This is a genomic window from Pseudomonas sp. D5(2026) (assembly GCF_057766845.1).
This window is the reverse complement of sequence record NZ_CM173421.1, coordinates 2,021,940-2,045,537: the sequence shown is the minus strand read 5'-3', so window position 1 is coordinate 2,045,537 and position 23,598 is coordinate 2,021,940. Positions and strand designations below refer to the sequence as shown.

The 23,598-nt window shown below is 56.2% G+C and carries 22 protein-coding genes, 1 tRNA gene and 3 pseudogenes; 12 read left to right on the top strand and 14 right to left on the bottom strand.

Features of this window, described 5'->3' with window-relative positions; genetic code table 11:
• Positions 1–20 precede the first annotated feature (20 nt).
• Together AC3B5Q_RS09285 and AC3B5Q_RS09280 are read right to left on the bottom strand one after the other, a co-directional pair.
• A complete protein-coding gene (locus AC3B5Q_RS09285) occupies positions 21–386 on the bottom strand; it encodes a histone-like nucleoid-structuring protein, MvaT/MvaU family (protein ID WP_488393001.1) in 366 nt (121 codons plus the stop codon).
• 129 nt (positions 387–515) lie between these two features.
• Entirely contained in the window at positions 516–710 is a 195-nt protein-coding gene (locus tag AC3B5Q_RS09280) for a DUF7740 domain-containing protein (protein WP_488393000.1), read from the bottom strand.
• A gap of 222 nt (positions 711–932) precedes the next feature.
• On the opposite strand from AC3B5Q_RS09280, the pseudogene AC3B5Q_RS09275 reads away from it, so the two are divergent.
• A pseudogene (locus AC3B5Q_RS09275) lies at positions 933–1,244 on the top strand (TraI domain-containing protein); the annotation flags it as partial.
• Between the two features lie 42 nt (positions 1,245–1,286).
• On the opposite strand, the pseudogene AC3B5Q_RS09270 reads toward AC3B5Q_RS09275, so the two are convergent.
• The 3 genes and pseudogenes from AC3B5Q_RS09270 to tnpB all read right to left on the bottom strand — a co-directional run.
• Positions 1,287–2,111 (bottom strand): annotated as a pseudogene (locus tag AC3B5Q_RS09270) (IS66-like element ISPpu15 family transposase); the annotation flags it as partial.
• 46 nt (positions 2,112–2,157) lie between these two features.
• Positions 2,158–3,714 carry an IS66 family transposase gene (gene tnpC / locus AC3B5Q_RS09265; RefSeq protein WP_488392644.1) on the bottom strand — a complete coding sequence of 519 codons (1,557 nt, stop codon included), beginning with the start codon at positions 3,712–3,714 and terminating at the stop codon, positions 2,158–2,160.
• Between the two features lie 18 nt (positions 3,715–3,732).
• Positions 3,733–4,092, bottom strand: coding sequence for an IS66 family insertion sequence element accessory protein TnpB (gene tnpB / locus AC3B5Q_RS09260; RefSeq protein WP_019437365.1), 360 nt, complete (start codon positions 4,090–4,092; stop codon positions 3,733–3,735).
• Between tnpB and mobH the strand changes: the two are divergent.
• A pseudogene (mobH, locus tag AC3B5Q_RS09255) lies at positions 4,027–5,595 on the top strand (MobH family relaxase); the annotation flags it as partial. The gene tnpB and the pseudogene mobH overlap by 66 nt on opposite strands.
• Positions 5,596–5,684: 89 nt before the next feature.
• Here the strand turns inward: mobH and AC3B5Q_RS09250 are convergent.
• From AC3B5Q_RS09250 to AC3B5Q_RS09235, 4 genes are read right to left on the bottom strand one after another with little or no spacing between them, the layout of a single operon-like run.
• Positions 5,685–8,813: an AAA family ATPase gene (locus tag AC3B5Q_RS09250; RefSeq protein ID WP_488392999.1), complete on the bottom strand. Its 3,129-nt coding sequence runs from the start codon at positions 8,811–8,813 to the stop codon at positions 5,685–5,687.
• A complete protein-coding gene (locus tag AC3B5Q_RS09245; protein ID WP_488392998.1) occupies positions 8,794–9,342 on the bottom strand; it encodes an ABC-three component system middle component 1 in 549 nt (182 codons plus the stop codon). Before AC3B5Q_RS09245 ends, AC3B5Q_RS09250 begins: the two co-directional genes overlap by 20 nt.
• On the bottom strand, positions 9,326–10,633 hold the full coding sequence (locus tag AC3B5Q_RS09240; RefSeq protein ID WP_488392997.1) for an ABC-three component system protein: 1,308 nt from the start codon (positions 10,631–10,633) through the stop codon (positions 9,326–9,328). Before AC3B5Q_RS09240 ends, AC3B5Q_RS09245 begins: the two co-directional genes overlap by 17 nt.
• Positions 10,617–11,669 (bottom strand): ComEC/Rec2 family competence protein, encoded by a 1,053-nt coding sequence (locus tag AC3B5Q_RS09235; protein ID WP_488392996.1) that lies wholly within the window; start codon positions 11,667–11,669, stop codon positions 10,617–10,619. The genes AC3B5Q_RS09240 and AC3B5Q_RS09235 overlap by 17 nt, the downstream gene beginning before the upstream one ends.
• A gap of 273 nt (positions 11,670–11,942) precedes the next feature.
• Between AC3B5Q_RS09235 and AC3B5Q_RS09230 the strand changes: the two genes are divergently transcribed.
• Both AC3B5Q_RS09230 and AC3B5Q_RS09225 read left to right on the top strand, forming a co-directional pair.
• Complete coding sequence (locus tag AC3B5Q_RS09230; protein WP_488392995.1) at positions 11,943–12,188, top strand: DUF3630 family protein; 246 nt, start codon at positions 11,943–11,945, stop codon at positions 12,186–12,188.
• A gap of 30 nt (positions 12,189–12,218) precedes the next feature.
• The gene (locus AC3B5Q_RS09225) at positions 12,219–13,259 is read left to right on the top strand and encodes a DUF4238 domain-containing protein (protein ID WP_488392994.1); all 1,041 of its coding nucleotides are present in this window, start codon (positions 12,219–12,221) and stop codon (positions 13,257–13,259) included.
• 122 nt (positions 13,260–13,381) lie between these two features.
• Here the strand turns inward: AC3B5Q_RS09225 and AC3B5Q_RS09220 are convergent, their stop codons facing one another.
• From AC3B5Q_RS09220 to AC3B5Q_RS09210, 3 genes are all read right to left on the bottom strand, one after another.
• The gene (locus tag AC3B5Q_RS09220; RefSeq protein ID WP_488392993.1) at positions 13,382–13,588 is read right to left on the bottom strand and encodes a hypothetical protein; all 207 of its coding nucleotides are present in this window, start codon (positions 13,586–13,588) and stop codon (positions 13,382–13,384) included.
• Positions 13,589–13,601: 13 nt separating this feature from the next.
• Positions 13,602–13,811 carry a hypothetical protein gene (locus AC3B5Q_RS09215; protein WP_488392992.1) on the bottom strand — a complete coding sequence of 70 codons (210 nt, stop codon included), beginning with the start codon at positions 13,809–13,811 and terminating at the stop codon, positions 13,602–13,604.
• A gap of 434 nt (positions 13,812–14,245) precedes the next feature.
• Positions 14,246–14,333, bottom strand: a tRNA-Ser gene (locus AC3B5Q_RS09210).
• Between the two features lie 133 nt (positions 14,334–14,466).
• Between AC3B5Q_RS09210 and AC3B5Q_RS09205 the strand changes: the two genes are divergently transcribed.
• From AC3B5Q_RS09205 to AC3B5Q_RS09170, 8 genes are all read left to right on the top strand, one after another.
• Positions 14,467–15,138 (top strand): Bax inhibitor-1/YccA family protein, encoded by a 672-nt coding sequence (locus AC3B5Q_RS09205; protein WP_046614862.1) that lies wholly within the window; start codon positions 14,467–14,469, stop codon positions 15,136–15,138.
• A gap of 836 nt (positions 15,139–15,974) precedes the next feature.
• On the top strand, positions 15,975–17,354 hold the full coding sequence (locus AC3B5Q_RS09200; RefSeq protein WP_003251186.1) for a nucleobase:cation symporter-2 family protein: 1,380 nt from the start codon (positions 15,975–15,977) through the stop codon (positions 17,352–17,354).
• 95 nt (positions 17,355–17,449) lie between these two features.
• Positions 17,450–17,842, top strand: a complete 393-nt coding sequence (gene tusD, locus AC3B5Q_RS09195; RefSeq protein ID WP_021782165.1) for a sulfurtransferase complex subunit TusD — start codon at positions 17,450–17,452, stop codon at positions 17,840–17,842.
• A gap of 1 nt (position 17,843) precedes the next feature.
• Positions 17,844–18,203, top strand: coding sequence for a sulfurtransferase complex subunit TusC (tusC, locus tag AC3B5Q_RS09190; RefSeq protein WP_448176993.1), 360 nt, complete (start codon positions 17,844–17,846; stop codon positions 18,201–18,203).
• Positions 18,203–18,499 (top strand): sulfurtransferase complex subunit TusB, encoded by a 297-nt coding sequence (gene tusB / locus AC3B5Q_RS09185; RefSeq protein WP_488392991.1) that lies wholly within the window; start codon positions 18,203–18,205, stop codon positions 18,497–18,499. Before tusC ends, tusB begins: the two co-directional genes overlap by 1 nt.
• On the top strand, positions 18,496–18,831 hold the full coding sequence (locus AC3B5Q_RS09180) for a TusE/DsrC/DsvC family sulfur relay protein (protein ID WP_021782162.1): 336 nt from the start codon (positions 18,496–18,498) through the stop codon (positions 18,829–18,831). Before tusB ends, AC3B5Q_RS09180 begins: the two co-directional genes overlap by 4 nt.
• The gene (locus tag AC3B5Q_RS09175; RefSeq protein ID WP_252458282.1) at positions 18,828–19,829 is read left to right on the top strand and encodes a glycosyl transferase family protein; all 1,002 of its coding nucleotides are present in this window, start codon (positions 18,828–18,830) and stop codon (positions 19,827–19,829) included. The genes AC3B5Q_RS09180 and AC3B5Q_RS09175 overlap by 4 nt, the downstream gene beginning before the upstream one ends.
• A gap of 93 nt (positions 19,830–19,922) precedes the next feature.
• The gene (locus tag AC3B5Q_RS09170; protein WP_021782160.1) at positions 19,923–20,882 is read left to right on the top strand and encodes a glutathione S-transferase family protein; all 960 of its coding nucleotides are present in this window, start codon (positions 19,923–19,925) and stop codon (positions 20,880–20,882) included.
• Between the two features lie 33 nt (positions 20,883–20,915).
• On the opposite strand, the gene cysG is transcribed toward AC3B5Q_RS09170, so the two are convergent.
• On the bottom strand, positions 20,916–22,307 hold the full coding sequence (gene cysG, locus AC3B5Q_RS09165; RefSeq protein ID WP_101196158.1) for a siroheme synthase CysG: 1,392 nt from the start codon (positions 22,305–22,307) through the stop codon (positions 20,916–20,918).
• Positions 22,308–23,588 (bottom strand): serine--tRNA ligase, encoded by a 1,281-nt coding sequence (gene serS, locus AC3B5Q_RS09160; RefSeq protein WP_101196159.1) that lies wholly within the window; start codon positions 23,586–23,588, stop codon positions 22,308–22,310.
• Between the last annotated feature and the right edge of the window lie 10 nt (positions 23,589–23,598).

Below are 23,598 nucleotides of genomic sequence, written 5' to 3'. Positions count from 1 at the left end.
TGCTGAGTCTGAGCAGTCGATTACTGCAGCCAGCCCTCGACAGTGTCCGAACCGTGCTCCTGCTTCCACTGCTTGAGGATCTTGTGGTTGCCGCCCTTGGTTTCGACGACCTCACCGCTGTGTGGATTCTTGTAGCGCTTTACCTCGCGAGGCTTGCGCTGAACGCTGGTGGAGGCGCTGGCGGTACTCACGCTCACGCCCTTGGACGGGTCGAGAATGGTGATGACCTGGCGCAGGTTCATGCCGTACTCATCCAGCAAGGCCTTGAGCTTTTGTTCAAACTCGATTTCCTGCTTCAGGCCGGAATCATTTTTCATCGCGTCCAGCTGTTGAAGTTGCGCGGCCAGTTGCGCTTCCAGTGCTTTAAATTCGGCAAGCTTGGACATGTGAAATCTTTCCTAGGATTGGGGCATGTGAAGGAATGTTACCTGAGACATATCTACTAGCCGAGCACTAATTCTCTCTTCAGCTAACTTTTCATCCTGCAAAATGTGCACATATCTCTATGTGACTAATCAGTCCGCCAAGAACTGGCAGAGATGACCCACTAGTTTCCTAGGCGCAGGACTGTTGCCAATCTTGAACAACATATCGCGCTGACTGCGTGGCAGCTTTTTCACACAGCGCTTGGCTGCTGATCGAATGGCAGCATCCGTCCCATGAATCCGGTCGGCCAGTAGCACGATCAAAATGGCATCGCTCAACGTCATCAGACTATCTACCCCCAAATGATGCCGGACAGTCTACCCCTCGAGAAAAGGGCAGACCATTCCGATCCAGCACGTAACCCGATGCGCTAGGTCTCGGATTTTCGCGTTCGCGAAACGGACCAAGGGGGTAAAGGGTAACGGCGGCAATAGTAAGGGGGCACAAGGGTAAGAGGCCTATCCGAAAAGGCAAAAGGACCTTCTGAATCCAAAGTAGGTACCGCGATGAAGCGCTGGTGGTTTAAACATCAAAAAGGCAATGCCACAGAGCCCACGCTCGCTCCAGCGCCCGAAGGGTTTCTCCTCCCACTCCCCTCAGAATCCCTGCTGCATGCCGACCACCGGAAAAAGCTGCTGCAGCGCATCTGGCAATACACAGCGCTCTCCGAGCCTCAGTTCGATCAGCTCTACCTTGACCCGATCCGCCGCTATGCCGCCTATGTACAGCAACTCCCCGCCAGCGAAAGCCACCACCATGCCTACCCGGGCGGCATGCTGGACCACGGACTAGAACTGGTGGCCTGCAGCCTGAAGGTAACCGATCCATGAACCCCACCTACCAGAAGGTGGAAGCCAAGGTTACCGTGGCATCTCTGGCGAACAGTTCCATGGCAGCAGCGCTTCGTAGTCTGCTATCGATGAGGCGTGCGGCAGTCGCTCCAGGACGTGGCGCAGCCACGTATAGGGCTCTTGGCCGTTGACCTTGGCGGTTTCGACCAAGCTGTAGATCTGCGCGCTAGCCGTGGCTCCCTTGGGCGTGTCACTGAACAGCCAAGCTTTGCGCCCGATCACAAACGGCTTTATGGCCCGCTCTGCCAGGTTGTTGTCGATCGGCAGGTGGCCCGCCTCGACATACCGCTCCAAGCGGTTCCAGTTGTTTGCCAGGTAAAGCACCGCCTTGCCCAGTACGCTTTGCGGTGTCACCTGTGAGTGCGTCTTGTCGAGCCAACTTTTCAACTGCTCAAGGATCGGCAGGCTTCGTTCCTGACGACCGAGGAATCGCTGTTCATCGCTGGCATCCTTGAGGTCGCGTTCGATGCCATACAGTTTGTTGATCATCGTCAGCGCAACATCGGCGCGACCGGTCTTGCCCTTAGGCTGCACCTTCTGCGCTTCGACGAATTTACGCCGGACATGCGCCATGCACGCCAGTCGTTCAACGCCCGACTGTAGCGCCAACGCGTTGTAGCCGGCGTAATCATCGGTCATCACGTAACCGCGATAGCCCTCCAGCAGGCGCAGCGGCACCTCCTGCGCGCGGCTGGTGGTGTAATCGAACAGCACGACTTGTCGATCAGGCGGGCCACTGGCCTGCACCCACATCCAGGATTGACTGGTCGGATCACGATCCGGCTCTTTGAGCACCTGCACGCGAGTTTCATCGCAATGGATCACCGGGCTTTCCGAGTGCGATCCATGAACCCCACCTTCTAAAAGATAGGGCCTCAGCTTACCGTGGTATCTCTGGCGAGCAGTTCCATGGCAGCAAGGCTTCGTAGTCTGAGACCGACGACGCATACGGCAGGCGCTCAAGTACGTGGCGCAGCCACGTATAGGGCTCCTGGCCGTTTACCTTGGCGGTCTCGACCAAGCTGTATATCTGCGCACTTGCCGTGGCGCCCTTGGGCGTGTCACTGAACAGCCAAGCCTTGCGCCCAATGACAAACGGTTTTATCGCACGCTCTGCCAGGTTGTTGTCGATTGGCAAATGGCCCGCTTCGACATACCGTTCCAGGCGGCTCCAGTTGTTTGTCAGGTAATGCACCGCCTTGCCCAATACGCTTTGCGGCGTCACCTGGGCGTACGTCTTGTCCAGCCAGCTTTTCAGCTGACCGAGGATCGGTAAGCTTCTTTCCTGGCGACCGATGAACCGCTGTTCGTCGCTGACCTCCTTGAGGTCGCGCTCGATGTCATACAGCTTATTGATCATCGTCAGCGCCACATCGGCTCGTCCGGTCTTACCCTTGGGCTGCACCTTTTGTGCTTCGACGAACTTGCGGCGCGCGTGAACCATGCATGCCAGTCGCTCGATACCGGGCTGCAACGCCAAAGCGTTGTAACCCGCATAATCGTCGGTCATCACATAGCCGCGATAGCCTTGCAGCAGACGCAATGGTACTTCCTGCGCACGGCTGGTGGTGTAGTCGAACAGCACAACTTGTCGATCAGGCGGGCCACTGGCTTGCACCCACATCCAGGATTGGCTGGTCGGGTCTCGATCCGGTTCTTTCAACACCTGGACGCGGGTCTCATCGCAATGAATCACCGGACTTTCCAGCAGCCGATCACGCATCAGGTTCAACAGCGGCTGGAAGTATTTACTGCACTGGATCACCCAACGCGCCAGGGTTTGTCGTGGAATCTCGATGCCGTGGCGGGACAGCACACTTTCAAACCTGTGTAGCGGCAAGCCATCGACGTACTTGGTCGTCAGCAGCATGGCCAGCACGCTTGGGCTGGCCATGCTTTTTTCGATTAACTGGGCGGGCTTGTCAGCAGTGACAGGAGCAGTCTCGCAACCACGGCAGCCATAGATCTTGCGCACGTGTTTGAGTACGCGGATCTGCATCGGCACGATATCGAGCTGCTCGCTGGTTTCTTCGCCGATGACATGCTTGCGGCAACCGCAGGCGCAGGTCAGTTCGTGTTCGGGCAACTCATGGATAACTTCGATACGTGGCAGATTAGCCGCCAATGACTTGCGCTTGCCACGGCGCTTGACCGGGACAACGACTTCTTCATTGGCATCATCGACTACAGCCAGCAGAGGGTCATTTTCCGCTTCATCGAACATGGCCAGTTGCGGCGTTTTGGGATCGACGGTTTGCTCGGACTTGCGGCCAAAGAAACGGTCACGCCATAACTTGATTTGTTCTTTCAGATCGTCAATTTGGACGATGTGGGCCTGATTGACTTCCTGCTCGCGCAAACGGGCAGCATAGCTCTCAAGCAATAATTGCTTGAGCAGGGCAGGATCGTCTGGGAGATTGTCGGGCACGGAAATCATGCCGCGGATTATACCGGGTCAGGCGACGTAGCGCGGAGTCAAAACCTGATGAGGACGGTTGCGCCAAAGGTCGAAACCGTCGAGCAGCCAATTGAGTTCTTGGACGGTCAGGACAATCGCTTCGTCGCTGGGCTCAGGCGACATTTTGAAGCGCTCGGCTTCCAGGCGCTTGAGCCAGAGGCAGAAGCCGTTGCGCTCCCAGTACAACACTTTGATCCGATTACGCGCCTTGTTGAGGAAGACGAAGAGCACGGGGTCGAACACGGCGACTTTGATATCCAGTTCTACCAAGGCAGTAAGGCCGTCGATGGACTTTCGAAAGTCCACAGGCTTGGGGTAGAGGTAGACTTTTTCGACTTTGCTGTCGGGGCGCATCATGCAGGGCTGGCTCCAGAAGGAAATCGGGAGCACAGCATCGGGCATCAGGTAAGCGCTTTGAATGTGGGGTTCATGGAGCACTTACGCCTGAAGCTGCGCCAGTCGTACCTGCTACCCAGCGGCGCCGCGCCGGAAGACCAGGCCGCACAGGCCGACGCCTGGAGCGCGGCGATTGCCTACGGCGCCCTGCTCCATGACATTGGCAAGATCGCCGTGGATCTGCAGGTGGAGTATCAGAATGGCGAGGTGTGGCACCCCTGGCACGGTCCTTTGACCCAGCCATACCGCTTTCGCTACGTAGTCGGTCGCGACTACAAGCTGCACGGCGCAGCTATGGGGCTGCTATACACCCAGATTTTGACGCCACTCCAGCTCGACTGGCTCAGCCACTATCCAACCTTGTGGGGCCATCTGCTCTTCCTGCTGGCCAACCACTACGAGCATGCCGGCCCCCTTGGGGAGCTCGTGCTGCAAGCTGACCGGGTATCCACTGCACAGAACATTGGTGCCAATCCCTCCAAGGCCCAGCAGGCCCCCAAACACTCGCTGCAGCATCACCTGTTGACGGGCTTGCGTCACCTGATCAAGAGCGAGTTCAAGCTTAACCAGCCCGGCGCCGCTGGTTGGCTCACCGAGGATTATCTCTGGCTGGTCAGCAAGACCGCCACTGACAAACTGCGCGCTTACCTGCTGACTCAGGCGGTCGACGGTATTCCCTCCTCCAACATCGCCTTGTTCGATGAGCTGCAGTCACATGGATTGGTGGATGCGACACCGGAGGGTAAGGCTGTATGGAATGCCACCGTCGTAGACAGAAACTGGCAGCATCGTTTTACCTTCCTCCGCCTACAGCCGAGCTTGATCTGGGCCGATGAGTCCAGGCCAAACTGCTTTAGCGGCACGGTTGAACCGATGATGGACCCAGCCCTGCCAACTGATGACGCCAGGGAGTCGCCCCTAGCTGGGCCGCAGATTGCAGCGGTAGAACAACCGCTCGCCGCTGTGCCGCCGAATCAGGAGTTCGCCTACCTCGACGATCTGATGGACATGTTGCAGGAGCCGGTTGAACTCCAGGCTGGACCAACCCTGACAAGCCCCCAACCTGCCACCGCGCCCTCTCAGGACGGTTCAGGATTGGCCTTTATCGAGTGGCTGCGCGAGGGGGTTCGCAGTCATCGTCTATTGGTCAATGACACCAAGGCGAAGGTCCACACAGTGAACGGAATGCTCTTCTTAGTCAGCCCTGGTATTTTCCAACTGTATGTCACAGAACATACAGAGAGCGTAAATGCCGCAGGCAAGAAAGAGGCTTGGCGGAGTGCTCAACACGATTTTGAAAAAATGGGCGTTCATTTAAAACTGCCGAATGGGCAAAATATCTGGACCTGTAGTGTCCAAGGTCCCCGCAAAAAAAGTTTACTAAACGGCTATTTGGTTCGAGACGTTAAGAAAATTTGTAGCAACCCTCCAGCAAGCAACGGTTTCCTCACACTGAATTCATAGAAAAATCAGCTAACGGAGAACAGCCCCTATGGCCGCCGCTGCGTAGTGAGTCACGAAAGGGGAAAATCCACCCCTTCCGTGACGACATACTAATTGAGGAATGGCTCGACCGGCACTACTACACCGAATTTCTCCAGCTGCATGAATTTCGCTCCTAAAATCTGAGCAGGGATTTTACGCTGTAGAAGGCCGAAAAAGTTTTCGTCATGGGTAGAAATAATTACTTGCTTATTGAACTGTAGGCAGATGCTCCGCAACAGATCAATAGTCGACAGAATATTGATGGAATCCATTGACTGGATAGGATCATCAATCATCACAACGTCAATCGGATTACCTTGGTCATCCTTGGCATGAAGCGCGCTAGCCAAGAACACGCTGAGGCTTAGGATGTTGGACTGCGCAGCGCTGAAGTACAGAATTGGTGAGATCAAAATCCCGTCCTCATCACTCACTACGATATTGAGCCCAGGGTTTGCAGAGTCAAAATCGGGCTTGAACTCCACTTTCTTGAAGGACGGATGCGGGTCAATCTTCCGGTAGATAACATTGATCAGATCCTCATAGAAGAAATTATTAATCAATGTCTTCAGCTGCTCGATTACAGATACCCGCTCCGCACTCAGGAGCGCATCGACCTGATTTCGTTGATCTAGCTTCGATTCCAGATCTGTCAACTCACCTTGCAGGGATAAACGTTTGATATAAGGTTTGAAAGAAGCGATGAACTCCTGCAAAAGCTTAAAATTACTTTCAGTAGTGACAAGCTGCTCTGTGCGTAAGCGGCGGCTTTCAAGCTCTGTGGTGATTAGAGCTTTGACATGATCTAAGCTAACGTTCAAGCGTACAACATTGAAAGCAGCCAGGCTGTCATAGAAAGCGTCGACGGCAGATTGTGCACGGGTCAATTCTAAATCAAGTGCCTCTTTTTGAGACTGAAGCTCAGCAAAGTTTACCCACATGCCGTCAGCAAACATCTTCTGCTGGAGCGAGTTGCACTGGACTGCCAGATCATCCACTGCACCTTTGGCGTTAGTAAGTTGCGTCTCAATATTGTGCTTTTCAGCTTGGCAGTGCTCAGCTAACTGGGCTGAGCTGACACCCTTCTTGACCAAATACTGGGAGACTAGCAAATAGGACGCTTGCGACCTGAGGGTACTGGCCTCTGTCGTCAACGCCTCCAGATCTGCATCGACGCGTGAAATTTCTTGATTGAGCTGGGCGATTGCCCCTGACAACTCAGTCTGACGAGTTAGAAGTCCAGAACGTTGGAGTGACAGCTGTGCAATTTCGCCTTGAGCGCGCGTTATGAGCTCCTCCTGAGAGAGGTTCCAAACCGTCTGAGCAAGCGCATTAGTTCTTTCCTCTAAAGCTTGCTTCTCTACTTCCAGATCTGATTTTTCTCGATAAATTATTTCCAGTCTTGTACTCAACTCCTGGATTTTCCCGCGGAGGTCAGACAGATGGTGAGCATGTGCTTCTTCAGCTAATCTCGTAATAGAGCCAATTTCATCAAGTAACTGCTTACGGCGTGCTTCGGATGTTGCAAGCAGCCCCGCATTCTCCTGACTGAGCCGCGACAAAAGTGTCTGCGACTTAACCTTTGCTCTAAGCTTTTCCGCATCTTCGTGGGGGGAGCTGCACAGTGGGCAAATATTGGAAGGCCAGGCGCTGAGGTAGTCTAGGCCGGTAGAGATCAGACGTTCGTGCACCCCCATCTGATCAGCCAAAGCTGCTTGAGTCGCATGCACAGACTTTACATGAACCTCGATAGACTCCGATTCCACCAAACATTTGGTTAAACGCTCAACTTGGTCTTGCGCTAGGTATCTACCACCTCCGGCCGTAGACAAGATAAAGCCTACACTTAACTTGTAACCTGAAATTTTTTTCAGGTCATCTTGAAAGCTTTCCAGCTTTGCGACATCGAGGCGAGCCGCAACATCTTTCTCGGCCACTTGCTGAGCAATCACTTCGATCCTTGCTCTATGCGAAGCCAACTCATTGTATATCGGCCCGGCATTGTCAACAGAGTTTCTCAGGAATGCAGTGCGGTCATCAGTCCCCTTAAGCTCCTCATTAAGACCACTTAATGTCTTTGCAAGCCCGGACAATTGTACGGCATGACCTGCTCGGCCCTCTCCCAGCACCCGCTGACCTTGAGCGATATTATTCAGACGTGACTCAGCCTGAAAGAACCCAACAGAATGATTGATTACGTCATTGATTTCTGTCCAACGCCGACTCGCATCCTGAATGTCGCTTGAGCTCTTTCCATGGTTATTCAAAAGTTCCTGATAACGGCCAGCATCTTTCAAGCCCTGCTCAAGCCGAGCTGAAAGCACTTTCTGATCCACGATAAACTGGCTGTGAAGTGCAACTTCCGGAACCTTTATCAACCTTTCTTCAAGCGCATTAATTGACCGCACATTAGCTTCGCGCTCTACACTCAGCTCATGCTGCCGGGAAACAAGACTTGCACTCAGAGCATGTTCAGCCTGAGCAGAAAAATGCTCGTCCGCCAGGGCTATATTCTCACCAGTAGCGTTGAGCTGCGCGGCCAATGCATTGAAATTATCAAAGATAGAAATATTAACAGGCTCATTTAACTCGGCAATGATAGCCTCTCGCCGTGCATCCAAACTCTGTAGCTCGACCTTATTATCAAGGATTAGTGCACTCAACTCCTTGCGCGCAACTTCAGTCTTCCCGCCAAAACTTTCCATAAACTTGGCATAGCGCTCTTGCGGCTTAGACTCTCGTAGAAATCTGTCAATCTCATCCTGGCTTAAGATGACACGCCGAAAATAGTCGTTTTCGCTGCCTCTATCTCCAAAACGTAAATCGCGGCCATTTGAGCGTATTGTCCCCAACTGTCGCGTAAAGGGATCAGGCCGCGTAGTGGACACAACCACTCGCGTTTTAACTTTTTCGTCAACGAATTTGTTTCGAAGGATCTCTTGACCCTTGCCCACATCCTTGGTTACGCGCGCGGCGCCTTCATAGTTAGCTCTATTGTAGTCACCACCCAAACGTTCCAGATGATTCGTGATCGCCCATTCAACCGCATCATAAAACGAGCTTTTACCAAAGCCATTAGGGGCAAAGATGGCCACAAAATTTGAAGGGAGATCATCAACATTCGTAAAATCGAATGTGCCCTCCGATTTCATTTTGTAAGCACGAAACGCTTGGATTTCAACCTTTTTGATTTTCATTTTTATTAAGAGATTCTATGATTTTATTTATCATTGACGCGCGCCTTTCTTTGGACTCGGTCTTTTGATCCAATGGCGCGCCGCGCACGAATTCCTCAAGTGACAATAACGGCTCTCGCGTTTCTGTAACACGAGGATCCAGCGTTAAGTCCGCTCCTAAGAGCTGCCTTTCCAAGTGGCCTTTCAGCTGCTTAAGGGTGGGTAATTCAGCATAACCATCCATTATCAGCTTGCGAGCAGCGTATTTATTGTTCTCAATTTGGTACTTATCCCAAATCGGAACAGCGCCACTCGTTACAAACGCAATATATACGTTCCACGCAGCGAGGTTTCCCGGCGGCTGGTGGTGAACCGAAACAAGATTTTGAATCACACGCCAATTATTTACGATGACGGAGGGCTCTTTACACAGGCAGACTATACATGAAATGTAGGACAGCTCATCATCAGAGCGAAACATGTGAAATGCTATGCCATCAAACTCTGCAGTGAAAAACTCAAAATTGTAATCTTTAATTAATAATTTCATTCAAATACTTCCTGAGCTCAAGCAGTTGATCCCGTCCCGGCGCCACGGTGCGAAACATCTCTTCCTTATCGATCACGCAGCTGTTACGCAGGCCTTCCAAATGAGTCAACTTGTAACTGGTGTAGATCTCAGACTCAACTTCGTCAATAGAAAATGGCTGACCCGGGACGATTGCTATATTGCCAATCACATTCTTAAGCGTAAAATCTTTAGGAAACGGTTTCGCATTAGCTTGAGGCGATGCAACCACGAGCGTGCCGTCCTTAGCTAGCAACTTGCGTGCAATCTTGAGAATTTCATCTAATCGACGAACCCAGTTAGTGTCATCATTGGTATACAGGAGCCGACGCTTCTTATCTATGCCGCTAATGTAGCCGTTGTTTGCAACCCCGGTACCGTCCATGATTGCGGAGATTACTAAAAACTCCAAATAAGCGACCCACAACTCCCGAGCCTCCAGCACACCGGGATCTCCTACATCCAGCAGTAACTGGATATTATATTGCTTCATAATTTCGTAAGGCGGCGGCATACCGCCCGCAATCAATGAGTCTGCGAAACGAAGCAGCGCGGCAGTCAGCTCCTGAACATTACTAAGGTCATCCGCATTAAATGCGAAAATTCGATCACGTAATCTCGAAAAGCACTCCATGTGTGGCGGAATCATGGGTGCACTTGAATGTAAATCGAGGAGTCTCTGGTATCGCGCAAGTCCGTGGCAATCGACACGACCATACTGGTGATCCAGGCGACTGGCCTCCATCTCGAACTCCACACCCACTAAGTACGGATAACCATTGTCTATATAATATACACCGCCTCCAGACATCCCTTGAATAACTTCTTTGCCAGGGTCACCTGCGAGCGCGAGTGTTATCAGTTCGTTGACGACCCCAGCTGAATGACCAGTCCAATGCTTGATTGGTGTCGTGCTCTCTCTCTCTGTCGCTGGTAGGCCCACAAACGTAAGGTTAGCCAAGTGCGGAAGATGTGCAGCGCTCCATGTTTTCTGAGACAAATCCGCCTGATGTGCGATTTTCAATATTGCACAATCTAAGCCTTCCTGTTGACCTTCCGTGGGAAAAATCAACAGATCCAAAACGTTGATGGAATTCTTGTTATGGTCGATAACTACGTTACGGGCGACCTCTTCAAAAATGGCGTGCCTCGCCGTCAGCACATAAGAGAACTCCTGCGTCATGGCATTCACCAGAACACCGCTTCCGCCATTAACCATTACACAGTACGACTGCATAATTTCTGAAAATGTCTTATTAGTATCTGATTTCATCATCGAGCACTTTTAGACGAGAGGCATACTCCTCCACTTCATGATTCAGCAGCAGGGGAGCAACCACATGATCGTAATTGAAATACACCTTTCCTTGTGTAGACTTGATAACTCTAGCCACTGTCCTTTTATTAGGAAGACCATGCCTAGCCCCATCCGTTGACACAATGTAGACTGGCGAATCCAGCAGCTCCAAAAAATCGCTACTGGTATTATATTGACTTCCATGGTGTGACAACTTCACAAGATCCAATCGCAGCTTATTTGTTTTACTGTAGCCACAGACTCGCAAGCTATCAAACACCACTTTATCGTGTGCATCACCTAGGAAAAGCATGCGTCGACCCTCGGCTTCGAGGGTGAATGCTATGGAGCTACCGTTATAAACAGAAGTATCGGCCTGGAATCTGTCGTTCGACCAGATATCCTGAAGTGCTAGATGATAGTCAGTATCGTGCGCAGAGGTCTTTCCTGGATCAACATCGCAGGGCCATACGTGCAATAGTTTTTCCAGTTGCTCCCGGCCAGGCGACAAGACCTTGAGCGTAAACGGGCCTGCTTGATGAGTTTGACCTGCCATTATGAGGGGCGCTCTAACGCACTCAATTTCATCGAGGAGCGCTTCTAAATCTCTCCCTTGCTTGACCGATGTCTGGGGATCGTCGTCAAGCAATTCGATATTATTCTCTGGTATTTCGGGTACTTCGAAGTGACGCGTGATCAGGCGCGAGGAGTTAAACCAGATGGATCTGACCATGTCACCCAGATAGCCTGGCTTCTCAAAAGCTTTAATGAGTCCATTGATGTGATCGTCATCAATGTGGGTGAGAATGGCAAGGTCGATACGTTGCCCTTTGGCTTTCAGATCATCGAGGGTACTGCACAGCGCTCCGGCGTAGCGCTGCCGTGTCCCATGCCTAAAGGTGGTAGACGTTCCGCCATCAATCAGAAGATTGAATACCCCTTCCTCCCCTTCATGACTAACAAGGATGCAGTCTCCGTGCCTCGCTTTCAGAACGCGGACGATGATGGTCATGAGGACTCCTGTCACTACCTGGCTCCGCCAGGCCGTCAAAATGCCAGTAGCATAGGCGGTCCTCGGCAAACTTCCAAGGCTGGACCGATCAGCACAAGCTTGTGCCCCCTCCTCGCCCCAGAAGCTCTAGAGCCACCGTGCCCCCCCTTAACCTGCAGGTAGCTGAATGAAAGCGTCTGGGGCGTAACAGATCGGTGTTGAGTATCTCCCATCGACCCATTGCTGCCGTTCGCGAGAACCTCGACAATCGGTATTCGCTTGCAGAGGTGACGCATGGCGATCATAGAAATATCAGAGCACGCCGACCGGAACATTTTCGAGAGAGTGGCTCATAAGCTTGAGCGTGGGCTGGGCGGTTACTGGAAGGAAAAAATCGACGGACTGGATCAGCGCTACTGGGATCTGATGGTGGGCGAGCAGACGCTTACCCTGCACCTTGAGCACTATCTGGGCATTTCACTGTGTGTACCTGATAACTCCGATGAGATGGCTCAACGAGTACGTGCGTTGGTTGAATAGGGTGACGCTTCACTTTTTATGGAGGCATAGGTGAGCGAGCTGCGTCGCGACAATCATTTTATCCCCAAGCTTTATCTGAAAAACTGGGCTCAAGATGGCAAGGTACTTTCTTATCGTCTGCTGGTACCGCACCAGAAGGTCCCTCTATGGAAGGCGCACCCCATCAAAGGGATAGCTTTCCATAAGCATCTGTATACATACACTCTCGGTGAACAGGTCACTGATGAATTTGAGCGCTGGCTAGACTCGGAGTTTGAGTCTCCTGCTGCTGAGGCAATTCAGCGTGTAGTCCAAGAGAAGCGGCTATCCAGAGATGACTGGAGGAGGCTGATTAGCTTCGCGTTGTGCCAGGATCTACGCACTCCTGCACACATGCGGCAATTTCTAGAGCGTCTGCAAAGAATGCTCCCTGAAATGATTGATCAAACCATCGAACGGTGCATTACTCGTCTGACGTACGCGGCTATTCACGGCACCCCTTTAGAGATCAATCCACAAGCCCTCGAACCTTCATCATTTGATAATTGTCCTTTTAGGCTCACCTCTATCCCGGAGCCCGATGGGACGCATACTTTCAAAGCCGAGGCGGTTGTTGGAAGGCGCACATGGCTTTGGCAAATGCGTATGCTGTTGACAGAAACCATCCAAAAAATTGAGCCCAAAGGGTGGACGGTTCTTCATGCTCCTCCGGGCATGACCTGGCCTACCTCGGACAACCCATTAATCCGTGTTGGGGTGTACGACGATGGAAGCTATAAATTCGGCACAGGATGGAAGTCTGATAAAGCAGACCTTCTGTTGCCCATCAGTCCAAAGCACCTCCTGCACTGCACTGTAGGCCAACGACCCGCCGTACGCGGCTCTGTCGTTGACAGAGGACTTGCTCAGACGATTCGGCGCATGATCGTTCAGCACGCAGATCAGTACGTCTTTTCGGTAGACCCAGCCGACATTGCCGAGCTGCGGCCGCGCGTTGTTGACCCTCAGCGATACGCTGAAGAACTCCAAGGCTGGAAAAACTGGGGATATGAACAGGACCAGGTTGAAAAGAAATTCGCTGGCGGATCATGAATCATTCTGGCTTGGGATTTACTTCTGGGCCTGCAATTGGTCGCTAGCAACCCTTCACTAAGGACGTCTATGGCTCGAAAGCAGATATTCGCAGGACATACCATCTTCCGTTCAACTGCCAGTCAGTGAGTGGTTCCGCCCCCGCGGCCAAAGGCTCTCATTTGATAGTCAGTGACAGCTTGGAACAGAGACTCAGCTATCAGACGTAATCTTTCCACTTCTATTGCAGCCGCGCCAGTATCCTGAGCTTCGCGGTACCGGCGCATTGCCTCAATTGCCTCGGTGTAGGCTGGGTGGTCGGGCGGCAGAATCTTGGACTGTCTGGGCATCAGTGCCTCGATGTCAGTGAATCGATTCAGACTGACTGCCGGCTTCCAGCAACTGGAAATCCACTACCGCGTGGTAAAGGGAGTCGGCCAAGACTCTATGTCGCTCGACAATTTCTGGAGTTGCCCCGCTATCTTGGGCGTCCTGATGCGCCCTTATCGCATCAAGGGCTTCGCGTAGTAGCGGCTCGCCGGCTTTGGCCATGCCTTCAAAGGTTCGCTTCATGCCCTGCCCCTTCTTCTCCGTTAAGCCATTATAGGGCGATAGCGACGGTGTGATGATGGCATCGATCCAAGGCTTAGTGTTCTCCAGTTCAGGCCTAATCGCGGCAAACCGGTTCCCACAGGAATATCACCAGTTTCCAGACCTGCGCCACACCGGTGGGAATCACGCTTGTCGGCGATGGGTCGCGAAGCAGCCCCAATATTCAGGCGCCGGGTCGATAGCTACCGGCAAGAGCCCAGCATATCTCCCACCTACGCGGCCTTCGAAAAATCGCCCCTACCCAACGAGAGCCATTAGCCCTATGAAAACGTCAAGTCCATCACAATCCGCATTAAGCCAGCAAAAGCCAAACCAATAATGGGGGACCAGGTGGGGGACCAAAAACGTCTAGGCACAAAAAAGCCCCTAAAAATCAGGGCTTTGATGAAAATTAGTGGCGGAAGCGTAGAGATTCGAACTCTAGGATAGTTGCCCATCGACGGTTTTCAAGACCGTTGCCTTAAACCACTCGGCCACGCTTCCAGCTCGTTTTGCGGCCGCCATAATACCTTAATGAAACACGCTGTCAAACTCTCTGTGTCACGGGTTGCAGGAGCAATGGTAGACTCCTAGCATCTGAACGTCCGAAACCACAGGTTTACCAAGGAGTGTCGCCATGCGCGAACAGGATTACGCCGTCCACCACGGCCAGCAGGTCGAGCAGCAGGAGATCAGCAAGGTCCTGCGCAACACGTATAGCCTACTGGCGCTTACCCTCGCCTTCAGCGGTGTCATGGCTTTCGTTGCCCAGCAGATGCGCGTCGGCTACCCGAACGTGTTCGTGGTGCTGATCGGCTTCTACGGGCTGTTCTTCCTTACCAACAAACTGCGTGATTCGGTCTGGGGCCTGGTGTCCACCTTCGCGCTTACCGGTTTCATGGGCTTCATCCTTGGCCCGATCCTCAACCGTTACCTCGGCATGGCCGGTGGCGCCGAGGTGGTCAGCTCCGCCTTTGCCATGACCGCGCTGGTATTTGGTGGTCTGTCGGCCTACGTGTTGATCACCCGCAAGGACATGAGCTTCCTGAGCGGCTTCATCACTGCTGGCTTCTTCGTCCTGCTGGGTGCTGTCGTTGCCAGCTTCTTCTTCCAGATCAGCGGCCTGCAACTGGCAATCAGCGCTGGCTTCGTGCTGTTCTCGTCGGTCTGCATCCTGTTCCAGACCAGCGCGATCATTCATGGTGGCGAGCGCAACTACATCATGGCGACCATCAGCCTGTATGTGTCGATCTACAACCTGTTTGTCAGCCTGCTGCAGTTGTTTGGCATCATGGGTCGTGATGACTGATTGATTGCCGTGCCGCAAGAAGCCCGCTTCGGCGGGCTTTTTTGTAGGCGTTGGAAATGGGTTGAGTTGCGGGATGTTCGTCGGAAGAGGTTCAGCGCCTGGTAGATCGAGCGCCGCCCGCGCGGCGCATCGCGAGCAAGCTCGCTCCTACATTTGTTTCGGGCCAGAATCGCCTGTGCCTGCGCGCGCGACCGCCCTGTTTGTTCCCCACGATTTCGAGGTGAGCGCCAAGGGGGGCGTGCGCGTCTGCCCCAGAAATAATTGGCCCGAAACAAATGTAGGAGCGAGCTTGCTCGCGATGCTGTACCTGCGCGCGACCGCCCTGTCTGTTCCCCACGATTTCGAGGTGAGCGCCAAGGGGGGCGTGCGCGTCTGCCCCAGAAATAATTGGCCCGAAACAAATGTAGGAGCGAGCTTGCTCGCGATGCTGTGCCTGCGCGCGACCGCCCTGTTTGTTCCCCACGATTTCGAGGTGAGCGCCAAGGGGGCGTGCGCGTCTGCCCCAGGAATAATTGGCCCGAAACAAATGTAGGAGCGAGCTTGCTCGCGATGCGCCGCGCGGGCGGCGCTCGATCTACGCAACACCACAAAAACCAAGGCAGGCGCCTTACCGCCCTGACACAAACGAGCGTAGAACACCTCAGAAAAGCTTGACCGCCAACAGAGGACCTACATCAGTTTCAAACCAATTATGCCTCTAACCGCAATAACTGACCAAAAAGTCAGATAATCAGGCAAATGGTCGCCGATCATGCTGACATCCTGCTTTTCTCTACCGCTATCCATCATCACCCCGTAGAATGCGCTCCTTTTTTCTTCCGGGGCAGCTTTCAGCAATGAGCTCACACGAACACAGCCCAGGCGCAGCGGCGCCTGCCAATGAACTGGTGCTTGGTCTGGAGGACAAGCCACGGCTGTTGATCGGCCTGTTGGCAGCCCTGCAGCACCTGCTGGCGATCATCGTACCTATCGTCACCCCTGGCCTACTGATCTGCCAGGCGTTGGGTGTATCTGCACGTGATACCAATTTGATCGTTTCGATGTCGCTGGTGATCTCGGGTATCGCCACCTTCGTCCAGTGCAAACGCTTCGGCCCATTTGGCGCAGGGCTGCTGATCGTTCAGGGCACCAGCTTCAACTTCGTCGGCCCGCTGATTGCCGGCGGTGCGCTGATGGTCAAGCAAGGCACGCCGGTCGAGGGCGTAATGGCAGCCATTTTTGGCGTAGTAATCGCAGGCTCGTTCGTCGAGATGGGCGTGTCGCGCATCCTGCCCTTCGTCAAACGCCTGATCACCCCGCTAGTGACTGGCATCGTGGTGTTGATGATCGGCCTGACGCTGATCAAGGTCGGCCTGATCAGCATGGGCGGTGGCTTTGGGGCCATGGCCAATGGCACCTTTGCCAATGGCGAAAACCTGCTGATGTCGGGCGTGGTACTGGCGATCATCGTCGTTCTCAACCGTATCCCGGTGGTGTGGATGCGCAGTTGCGCCATCGTCATCGCCCTGGCGGTCGGCTATGCGCTGGCCGGTTTCCTGGGCCGTCTGGACTTTACCGGCATGCACGAGGCCGCCCTGTTCCAGGTGCCGACACCACTGCACTTTGGCCTGGGCTTCTCGTGGGCGCTGTTCATTCCGATGCTGGTGATTTACCTGGTCACTTCGCTGGAAGCCATCGGTGACGTTACCGCCACCAGCAAGGTGTCGCGCCAGCCGGTCGAAGGGCCGGTGTGGATGCAGCGGATCAAGGGGGGCGTGCTGGTCAACGGCGCCAACTCGCTGCTGGCCGGTCTGTTCAACACCTTCCCTAGCTCGATTTTTGCCCAGAACAACGGGGTGATTCAGCTGACCGGTATCGCTAGCCGTCATATCGGTATGTGGATTGCCGTAATGCTGGTGCTGCTGGGGCTGTTCCCGAGCGTTGCCGGGGTGATTCAGGCAGTGCCGGAGCCAGTGCTAGGTGGCGCGGCGATGGTCATGTTTGGCGCGGTTGCGGCGTCGGGGATCAATATTCTGGCCAGTACCCGGCTGGACCGTCGGGCGCTGCTGATTATTGCGGTGTCGTTGGCACTTGGCCTGGGTGTTGCGCAGGTGCCGGAGTTCCTGGCGCACATGCCGGCGGCAATTCGCAATGTGCTGGAGTCGGGTGTGGCTACCGGGGGGATTTGTGCGCTGGTGCTGAACTGGTTCTTGCCGGAGGGCAAGGAGCAGGCTTGAACCTTGAGCGTGAATGACTGGCCCGCGCCCGCTTGCACAAGCGAGCGCGGGCTTTTTTGCTTTATCATGGCACCATTCCTTTGCATGAGTTAGCCATGAAATTCGCTATCGCGGTGTTCTCCCCGGCCCACGCGCCCTCTTCGCGGCGCGCCCTGCGTTTCGCCGAGGCAGTGCTGGCCGGCGGGCATGAGATTGCCCGGCTGTTCTTCTATCAGGACGGGGTACACAGTGCCTCGGCCAACGTGGTCGCCCCCCAGGACGAACTGGACGTGGCTGGCCAGTGGCGCACGTTCATACAGGCCCACCAGCTGGACGCCGTGGTGTGTATCGCCGCTGCCCTGCGCCGTGGCGTGCTTGACGAAGCCGAGGCCAACCGCTACCAGCGCCCGGCCGTGAACCTGCCCAAGCCCTGGGAACTGTCGGGGCTGGGCCAACTGCACGAGGCCGCGCAAGTGGCCGATCGCCTTGTCTGCTTCGGAGGCGACTGATATGGCCAAGTCCCTGTTGATCATCAGCCGTCAGGCACCGTGGAATGGCCCATCTGCCCGCGAGGCGCTGGACATCGCCCTGGCCGGCGGCGCGTTCGACCTGCCGTTGGGCATGCTGTTCCTCGACGATGGTGTGTTCCAGCTCGCGCCGGACCAGCAACCCGCCGCCGTGCAACAGAAGAACCTGGCCGCCAACCTGCAGGCGCTGCCGATGTTCGGTGTCGAGGAGCTGTTCGCCTGCAACCACAGCCTGGCCCGCCGCGGCCTGGCAGCCGAGACCCTGGCGCTGCCGGTGCAAGTGCTCGATGACGCAGCGTTGACCGCGCTGATAGCTCGCTTTGACCAAGTGGTAACGCTCTGATGAAGACCCTGCATGTAATTGCCCATTCCCCGTTTGGCGACGAGCGCCTGGCCAGTTGCCTGCGCCTGCTCGGCGCCGAAGATGCCCTGCTGCTGTGCGGTGATGCCGTGTATGCCCTGCGCAGCGGCAGCGAGCCGCATGGCACTCTGCAAGCCGCCGGCCTGGCCCAGCGCCTGTTCGCCCTGGACGAGGATGTACAGGCCCGCGCGGTCGGCAACGACCTGGCAAAGACCGTGGACTACGCCGGGTTCGTCGAACTGTCGCTGCAATACGACAAGGTCAACAGCTGGCTATGAATACGCTCACCGTTGGCGATCAGGCGATCGCCCTGGACAAGGATGGCTTCCTGGTCGACCTGCATGACTGGTCCCGGGACGCCGCCGAGGCTTTAGCCATGCGCGAAGGTATCCCGTTGACGGCAGACCACTGGGAAATCCTCGAACTACTCCGCCAGTTCTACCAGGAATACCAGCTGTCTCCGGCCACGCGCCCGCTCATCAAGTACACGGCCCTCAAGCTGGGCCCTGAAAAGGGCAACAGCCCGCACCTGAACCGCCTGTTCAACGGCACCCCCGCCAAACTTGCCGCCAAGCTGGCGGGCCTGCCCAAGCCGACCAACTGCATATGACCGAACCTCGTCCGCTCACTCTGGAAACCCCTGCCGAACACCCGTTCGCCGAATTCGTGCGCATTCTCGGCAAAGGCAAGCGCGGCGCGCGCGGCCTGACACGCGAAGAGGCCCGCGCAGCCATGACCCTGCTGCTGGAAGGCAAGGTCGAAGACACCCAGCTCGGTGCGTTCCTCATGCTGCTGCGGCACAAGGAAGAAAGCGCCGAAGAGCTGGCCGGCTTCACCGAGGCCCTGCGCGCCCACCTGCAGGCGCCGCGCATCGCCGTTGACCTGGACTGGCCCACTTACGCCGGCAAGAAGCGTCACCTGCCCTGGTACCTGCTGGCGGCCAAGTGCCTGGCCAACAATGGCGTGCGCATCCTGATGCACGGCGGCGGCGCACACACTGCCGGGCGTATGTACACAGAGCAACTGCTCGGCCTGCTGCAGATTCCGCTGTGCCGCGACTGGGCCGCCGTCGGCAAGGCGCTGGACCAGCATCAACTGGCATTCTTTCCGCTGCACGACTGGGCGCCGCAGTTGCAACGCATGATCGACCTGCGCAACACCCTGGGCCTGCGCTCGCCCATACATTCGCTGGCGCGAGTGCTCAACCCGCTGGGCGCTCGCTGTGGATTGCAGAGTATCTTTCACCCTGGTTACCAGGCAGTACACCGCGAGGCCAGCCGCCTGCTGGGTGACCATGCCGTGGTGATCAAGGGGGATGGCGGCGAAATCGAGGTCAACCCCGATGTCATCAGCCATCTCTACGGCACCACGGCAGGTGAAGCGTGGGATGAAGAGTGGCCAGCGCTAAGCGAACGCCGCCATGTCAAGCCGCCCAGCTTGCAGGCCCAACACTTGCTGGCGTTCTGGCGTGGCGAAGTAGAAGACAGTTATGGCGAAAAGGCCCTGATCGCGACCATGGCCTTGGCCCTGCGTGGTTTGGGACAGCACCGTGAGCAGGCGTTCGTAACAGCGCAAGGCTACTGGGACACTCGAGATAGATCGATTTAGCCGATAATAGAACCCCGATCTTTGCGCTATTTCTTCGAACGATTTTCCCTAGACTGGGCTCCAACGACAAACAACTTGTTTCAGGAGCTCACCATGGGCCTATTGATCGATGGCCGCTGGCACGACCAGTGGTATGAAAACGGCAAAGACGGCACGTTCAAGCGAGAGAACGCCCAGCGCCGCAATCAGTTGCCCGCGCCCGAGGCAGGCCGCTACCACCTGTACGTGTCGCTGGCCTGCCCATGGGCCCACCGCACCCTGATCTTTCGCGCGCTGAAAGGCCTGGAGCCATTGATCGACGTGTCGGTGGTCAGCTGGCTGATGCAGGACCATGGCTGGACCTTCGACCAGCAGCAAGGCTCCAGCGGGGACCACCTCGACGCCCTGCAGTATCTGCATCAGCGCTACACCCAGGATGACCCGCACTACACGGGGCGCGTGACGGTGCCTGTGCTGTGGGACAAAAAAGAGAAGCGCATCGTCAACAATGAGTCGGCGGAAATCATCCGCATATTCAACAGCGCATTCAACGAGCTGACCGGCAATACCCTGGACCTTTACCCCGCATCGCTGCGCCCGAGCATCGAAGCATTGAACGAGCGCATCTACCCGGCAGTGAACAATGGTGTGTACCGCGCAGGCTTTGCCACCACGCAAGACGCCTACGAGGCTGCCTTTGACGATGTGTTCAACGAGCTGGATTACCTGGAAGCCTTGCTAGGCCGCAATCGCTACCTGGCGGGTGAGTACCTGACCGAGGCTGATGTACGCCTGTTCACTACACTGGTGCGCTTCGACGCCGTGTACCACGGGCACTTCAAGTGCAACCTGCGCCGCCTGAGCGACTACCACAACCTGTCGAACTGGCTGCGTGAGCTGTACCAATGGCCTGGGGTGGCAGGTACAGTGAACATGGAGCATATCCAGAAGCACTATTACATGAGCCACAAGACCATCAACCCGAACGGGATTGTGCCTAAAGGGCCGCTGCAGGACTTTGGCTTGCCGCATGATCGAGAGCGGTTGGTGGGCAAAGGGATTTGGCAGGCTTGAGAAAGCCGGGGCTGCTTTGCAGCCCCAACGATTTCAGCTGTTCTGCGAACCTTCGAACCAGGCCAGCTTGTCACGCAACTGCACCACTTCCCCCACAATCACCAGGGTCGGCGCATGCACCTCATGCTGGGCCACCAGGTCTGGCAAGTCCGCCAAGGTACCGGTGAATACTCGCTGATTACGCGTGGTCCCCTGCTGCACCAACGCCGCCGGGGTACTCGCGGCACGCCCATGGCGAATCAGCTCGGCACAGATGGTCGGCAAGCCCACCAACCCCATGTAGAACACCAAGGTCTGCGCCGGCGCCACCAGGTCATTCCACGGCAGGTTGCTGGTGCCATCCTTGAGGTGCCCGGTGACAAAGCGCACCGACTGGGCATAGTCGCGGTGAGTCAGCGGAATGCCGCCATACGCGGAGCAGCCGCTGGCCGCCGTAATGCCCGGCACCACCTGGAACGGAATGCCATGCTCGGCCAGCTCTTCGATCTCTTCGCCGCCCCGGCCGAAGATGAACGGGTCGCCACCCTTCAGGCGCAGCACCCGCTTGCCCTGCCGGGCCAGGTCGACCAACAGGCGGTTGATCTGGTCCTGCGGCACTGAATGGTCAGCGCGGCGCTTGCCTACATAGATGCGCTCGGCATCACGACGACACATATCGATGATGGCGGGCGCAACCAGGCGGTCGTACAGCACCACGTCGGCCTGCTGCATCAGGCGCAAGGCACGGAAGGTCAGCAAGTCCGGATCACCCGGGCCTGCACCAACCAAATACACCTCACCGCCCTGCTGCACCGGTGCGCCGTCTACCATCGCCTGCAACAGACGTTCGGCTTCAGCACCCTGCCCGGCCAGCTGACGCTCAGCTATCGGCCCCTGGAATACGGTTTCCCAGAAGCCGCGACGCTGGTTGACATCCGGGTACAGGGATTTGACCTTGTGCCGAAAGCGTGCCGCCAGCCCGGCCAACTCACCATAGGCCGAAGGGATCCACGCCTCGAGCTTGGCTCGAATCAGGCGCGCCAGTACCGGGGCGTCACCGCCGCTGGAAACAGCAATAACCAGCGGCGAGCGGTCTACGATCGCCGGGAAGATCACCGTACACAGGGCCGGCGCATCCACCACATTGACCGGCAGGCTAAGTGCCTGCGCATCAGCCGACACCTGGGCATTCAGCATTGGGTCGTCGGTGGCCGCGATCACCAGTCGGCAACCGACCAGGTCGGCTGCCTGATAGCCACGCACCAGCACCTCACCGCCACCTTCCCGGGCCAACGCGGCCAACTGGCCGTCGACGTCCGGCGCCACCACGCGCAGCACGCCGCCGGCATCGGCCAGCAGGCGCGCCTTGCGCAAGGCGATCTCACCGCCACCGACGACCAGCACACGGCCGCCCTGCAGCTTGTGGAACAGCGGCAGGTAATCCATTTAGCGGATGACCTCGACGCCGCCCATGTACGGTTTCAGCACTTCCGGTACCAGGATCGAACCGTCGGCCTGCTGGTAGTTTTCCAGCACAGCAACCAGGGTACGGCCTACGGCCAGGCCGGAGCCGTTGAGCGTATGTACCAGCTCCGGCTTGCCGGTTTCCGGGTTGCGCCAGCGAGCCTGCATGCGGCGCGCCTGGAAGTCGCCGCAGTTGGAGCACGAGCTGATTTCGCGGTACTTGTCCTGGCTTGGCACCCACACTTCCAGGTCGTAGGTCTTCACCGCACCAAAACCCATGTCGCCAGTGCACAGGGCCAGCACGCGGTATGGCAGCTCAAGCAACTGCAGTACGCGCTCGGCGTTGGCGGTCAGGCCTTCCAGGGCTTCCATCGACTTGGCCGGCTCTACAACCTGCACCATTTCGACTTTGTCGAACTGGTGCTGGCGGATCATGCCGCGGGTGTCACGGCCAGAAGCGCCGGCTTCGCTACGGAAGCAAGGGGTGTGGGCAACCAGTTTCAGCGGCAGCTGCTTGGCGTCGAGGATTTCACCCGCCACCAGGTTGGTCAGCGACACTTCGGCGGTCGGGATCAGGTAGAAGTCTGCCTCACCTTCGCGGGTGATCTTGAACAGGTCTTCCTCGAACTTCGGCAACTGGCCAGTGCCCTGCAGCGCCGGGGCCTGCACCATATACGGGGTGTAATGTTCCTCGTAGCCATGTTCGCCGGTGTGCAGGTTGATCATGAACTGCGCCAGGGCGCGGTGCAGACGGGCAACCGGACCACGCAGTACAGCAAAACGGGCGCCGGACAGTTTGGCAGCCGCTTCGAAGTCCAGGCCACCGCTGATTTCACCAAGGGCCACATGGTCCTTGATTTCGAAGTCGAACGCCTTCGGCGTGCCCCAACGGCGCACTTCGACGTTGTCGTCCTCGCTGGCACCGACCGGTACGCTGGCGTCCGGCAGGTTGGGAATGGTCAACAGGATGCCATCCAGCTCGGCCTGAATGGCGTCCAGCTCGGCCTTGCCGGCAGTCAGTTCGTTGGCCATGCGCTCGACATCAGCCATCAGCGGGGCGATGTCTTCGCCCTTGGCCTTGGCCTGGCCGATAGACTTGGAACGGGCGTTACGCTCAGCCTGCAGTTGTTCGGTGCGGGTCTGCACCGCCTTGCGGCGCTCTTCCAGTGATTCGATGCGCGCGACATCCAGGCTGAAGCCACGGGAGGCCAGGCGGTCCGCCACTTCCTGAAGTTGGCCGCGTAACAGTTTGGAATCGAGCATATCGTTCTCT

Excerpts from the sequence above, each read along its gene's own strand:
- tusD (WP_021782165.1), top strand. The coding sequence starts at position 17,450 with ATGAAATTCGCTATCGCGGTGTTCTCCCCGGCCCACGCGCCCTCTTCG.
- AC3B5Q_RS09240 (WP_488392997.1), bottom strand. The coding sequence starts at position 10,633 with ATGAAATCAGATACTAATAAGACATTTTCAGAAATTATGCAGTCGTAC.
- AC3B5Q_RS09235 (WP_488392996.1), bottom strand. The coding sequence starts at position 11,669 with ATGACCATCATCGTCCGCGTTCTGAAAGCGAGGCACGGAGACTGCATC.
- AC3B5Q_RS09230 (WP_488392995.1), top strand. The coding sequence starts at position 11,943 with ATGGCGATCATAGAAATATCAGAGCACGCCGACCGGAACATTTTCGAG.
- tnpB (WP_019437365.1), bottom strand. The coding sequence starts at position 4,092 with ATGATGCGCCCCGACAGCAAAGTCGAAAAAGTCTACCTCTACCCCAAG.
- tnpC (WP_488392644.1), bottom strand. The coding sequence starts at position 3,714 with ATGATTTCCGTGCCCGACAATCTCCCAGACGATCCTGCCCTGCTCAAG.
- tusB (WP_488392991.1), top strand. The coding sequence starts at position 18,203 with ATGAAGACCCTGCATGTAATTGCCCATTCCCCGTTTGGCGACGAGCGC.
- AC3B5Q_RS09200 (WP_003251186.1), top strand. The coding sequence starts at position 15,975 with ATGAGCTCACACGAACACAGCCCAGGCGCAGCGGCGCCTGCCAATGAA.
- AC3B5Q_RS09215 (WP_488392992.1), bottom strand. The coding sequence starts at position 13,811 with ATGAAGCGAACCTTTGAAGGCATGGCCAAAGCCGGCGAGCCGCTACTA.
- AC3B5Q_RS09205 (WP_046614862.1), top strand. The coding sequence starts at position 14,467 with ATGCGCGAACAGGATTACGCCGTCCACCACGGCCAGCAGGTCGAGCAG.
- serS (WP_101196159.1), bottom strand. The coding sequence starts at position 23,588 with ATGCTCGATTCCAAACTGTTACGCGGCCAACTTCAGGAAGTGGCGGAC.
- AC3B5Q_RS09220 (WP_488392993.1), bottom strand. The coding sequence starts at position 13,588 with ATGCCCAGACAGTCCAAGATTCTGCCGCCCGACCACCCAGCCTACACC.
- AC3B5Q_RS09180 (WP_021782162.1), top strand. The coding sequence starts at position 18,496 with ATGAATACGCTCACCGTTGGCGATCAGGCGATCGCCCTGGACAAGGAT.
- AC3B5Q_RS09170 (WP_021782160.1), top strand. The coding sequence starts at position 19,923 with ATGGGCCTATTGATCGATGGCCGCTGGCACGACCAGTGGTATGAAAAC.
- AC3B5Q_RS09245 (WP_488392998.1), bottom strand. The coding sequence starts at position 9,342 with ATGAAATTATTAATTAAAGATTACAATTTTGAGTTTTTCACTGCAGAG.
- AC3B5Q_RS09175 (WP_252458282.1), top strand. The coding sequence starts at position 18,828 with ATGACCGAACCTCGTCCGCTCACTCTGGAAACCCCTGCCGAACACCCG.
- AC3B5Q_RS09280 (WP_488393000.1), bottom strand. The coding sequence starts at position 710 with ATGACGTTGAGCGATGCCATTTTGATCGTGCTACTGGCCGACCGGATT.
- tusC (WP_448176993.1), top strand. The coding sequence starts at position 17,844 with ATGGCCAAGTCCCTGTTGATCATCAGCCGTCAGGCACCGTGGAATGGC.
- AC3B5Q_RS09250 (WP_488392999.1), bottom strand. The coding sequence starts at position 8,813 with ATGAAAATCAAAAAGGTTGAAATCCAAGCGTTTCGTGCTTACAAAATG.
- AC3B5Q_RS09285 (WP_488393001.1), bottom strand. The coding sequence starts at position 386 with ATGTCCAAGCTTGCCGAATTTAAAGCACTGGAAGCGCAACTGGCCGCG.
- cysG (WP_101196158.1), bottom strand. The coding sequence starts at position 22,307 with ATGGATTACCTGCCGCTGTTCCACAAGCTGCAGGGCGGCCGTGTGCTG.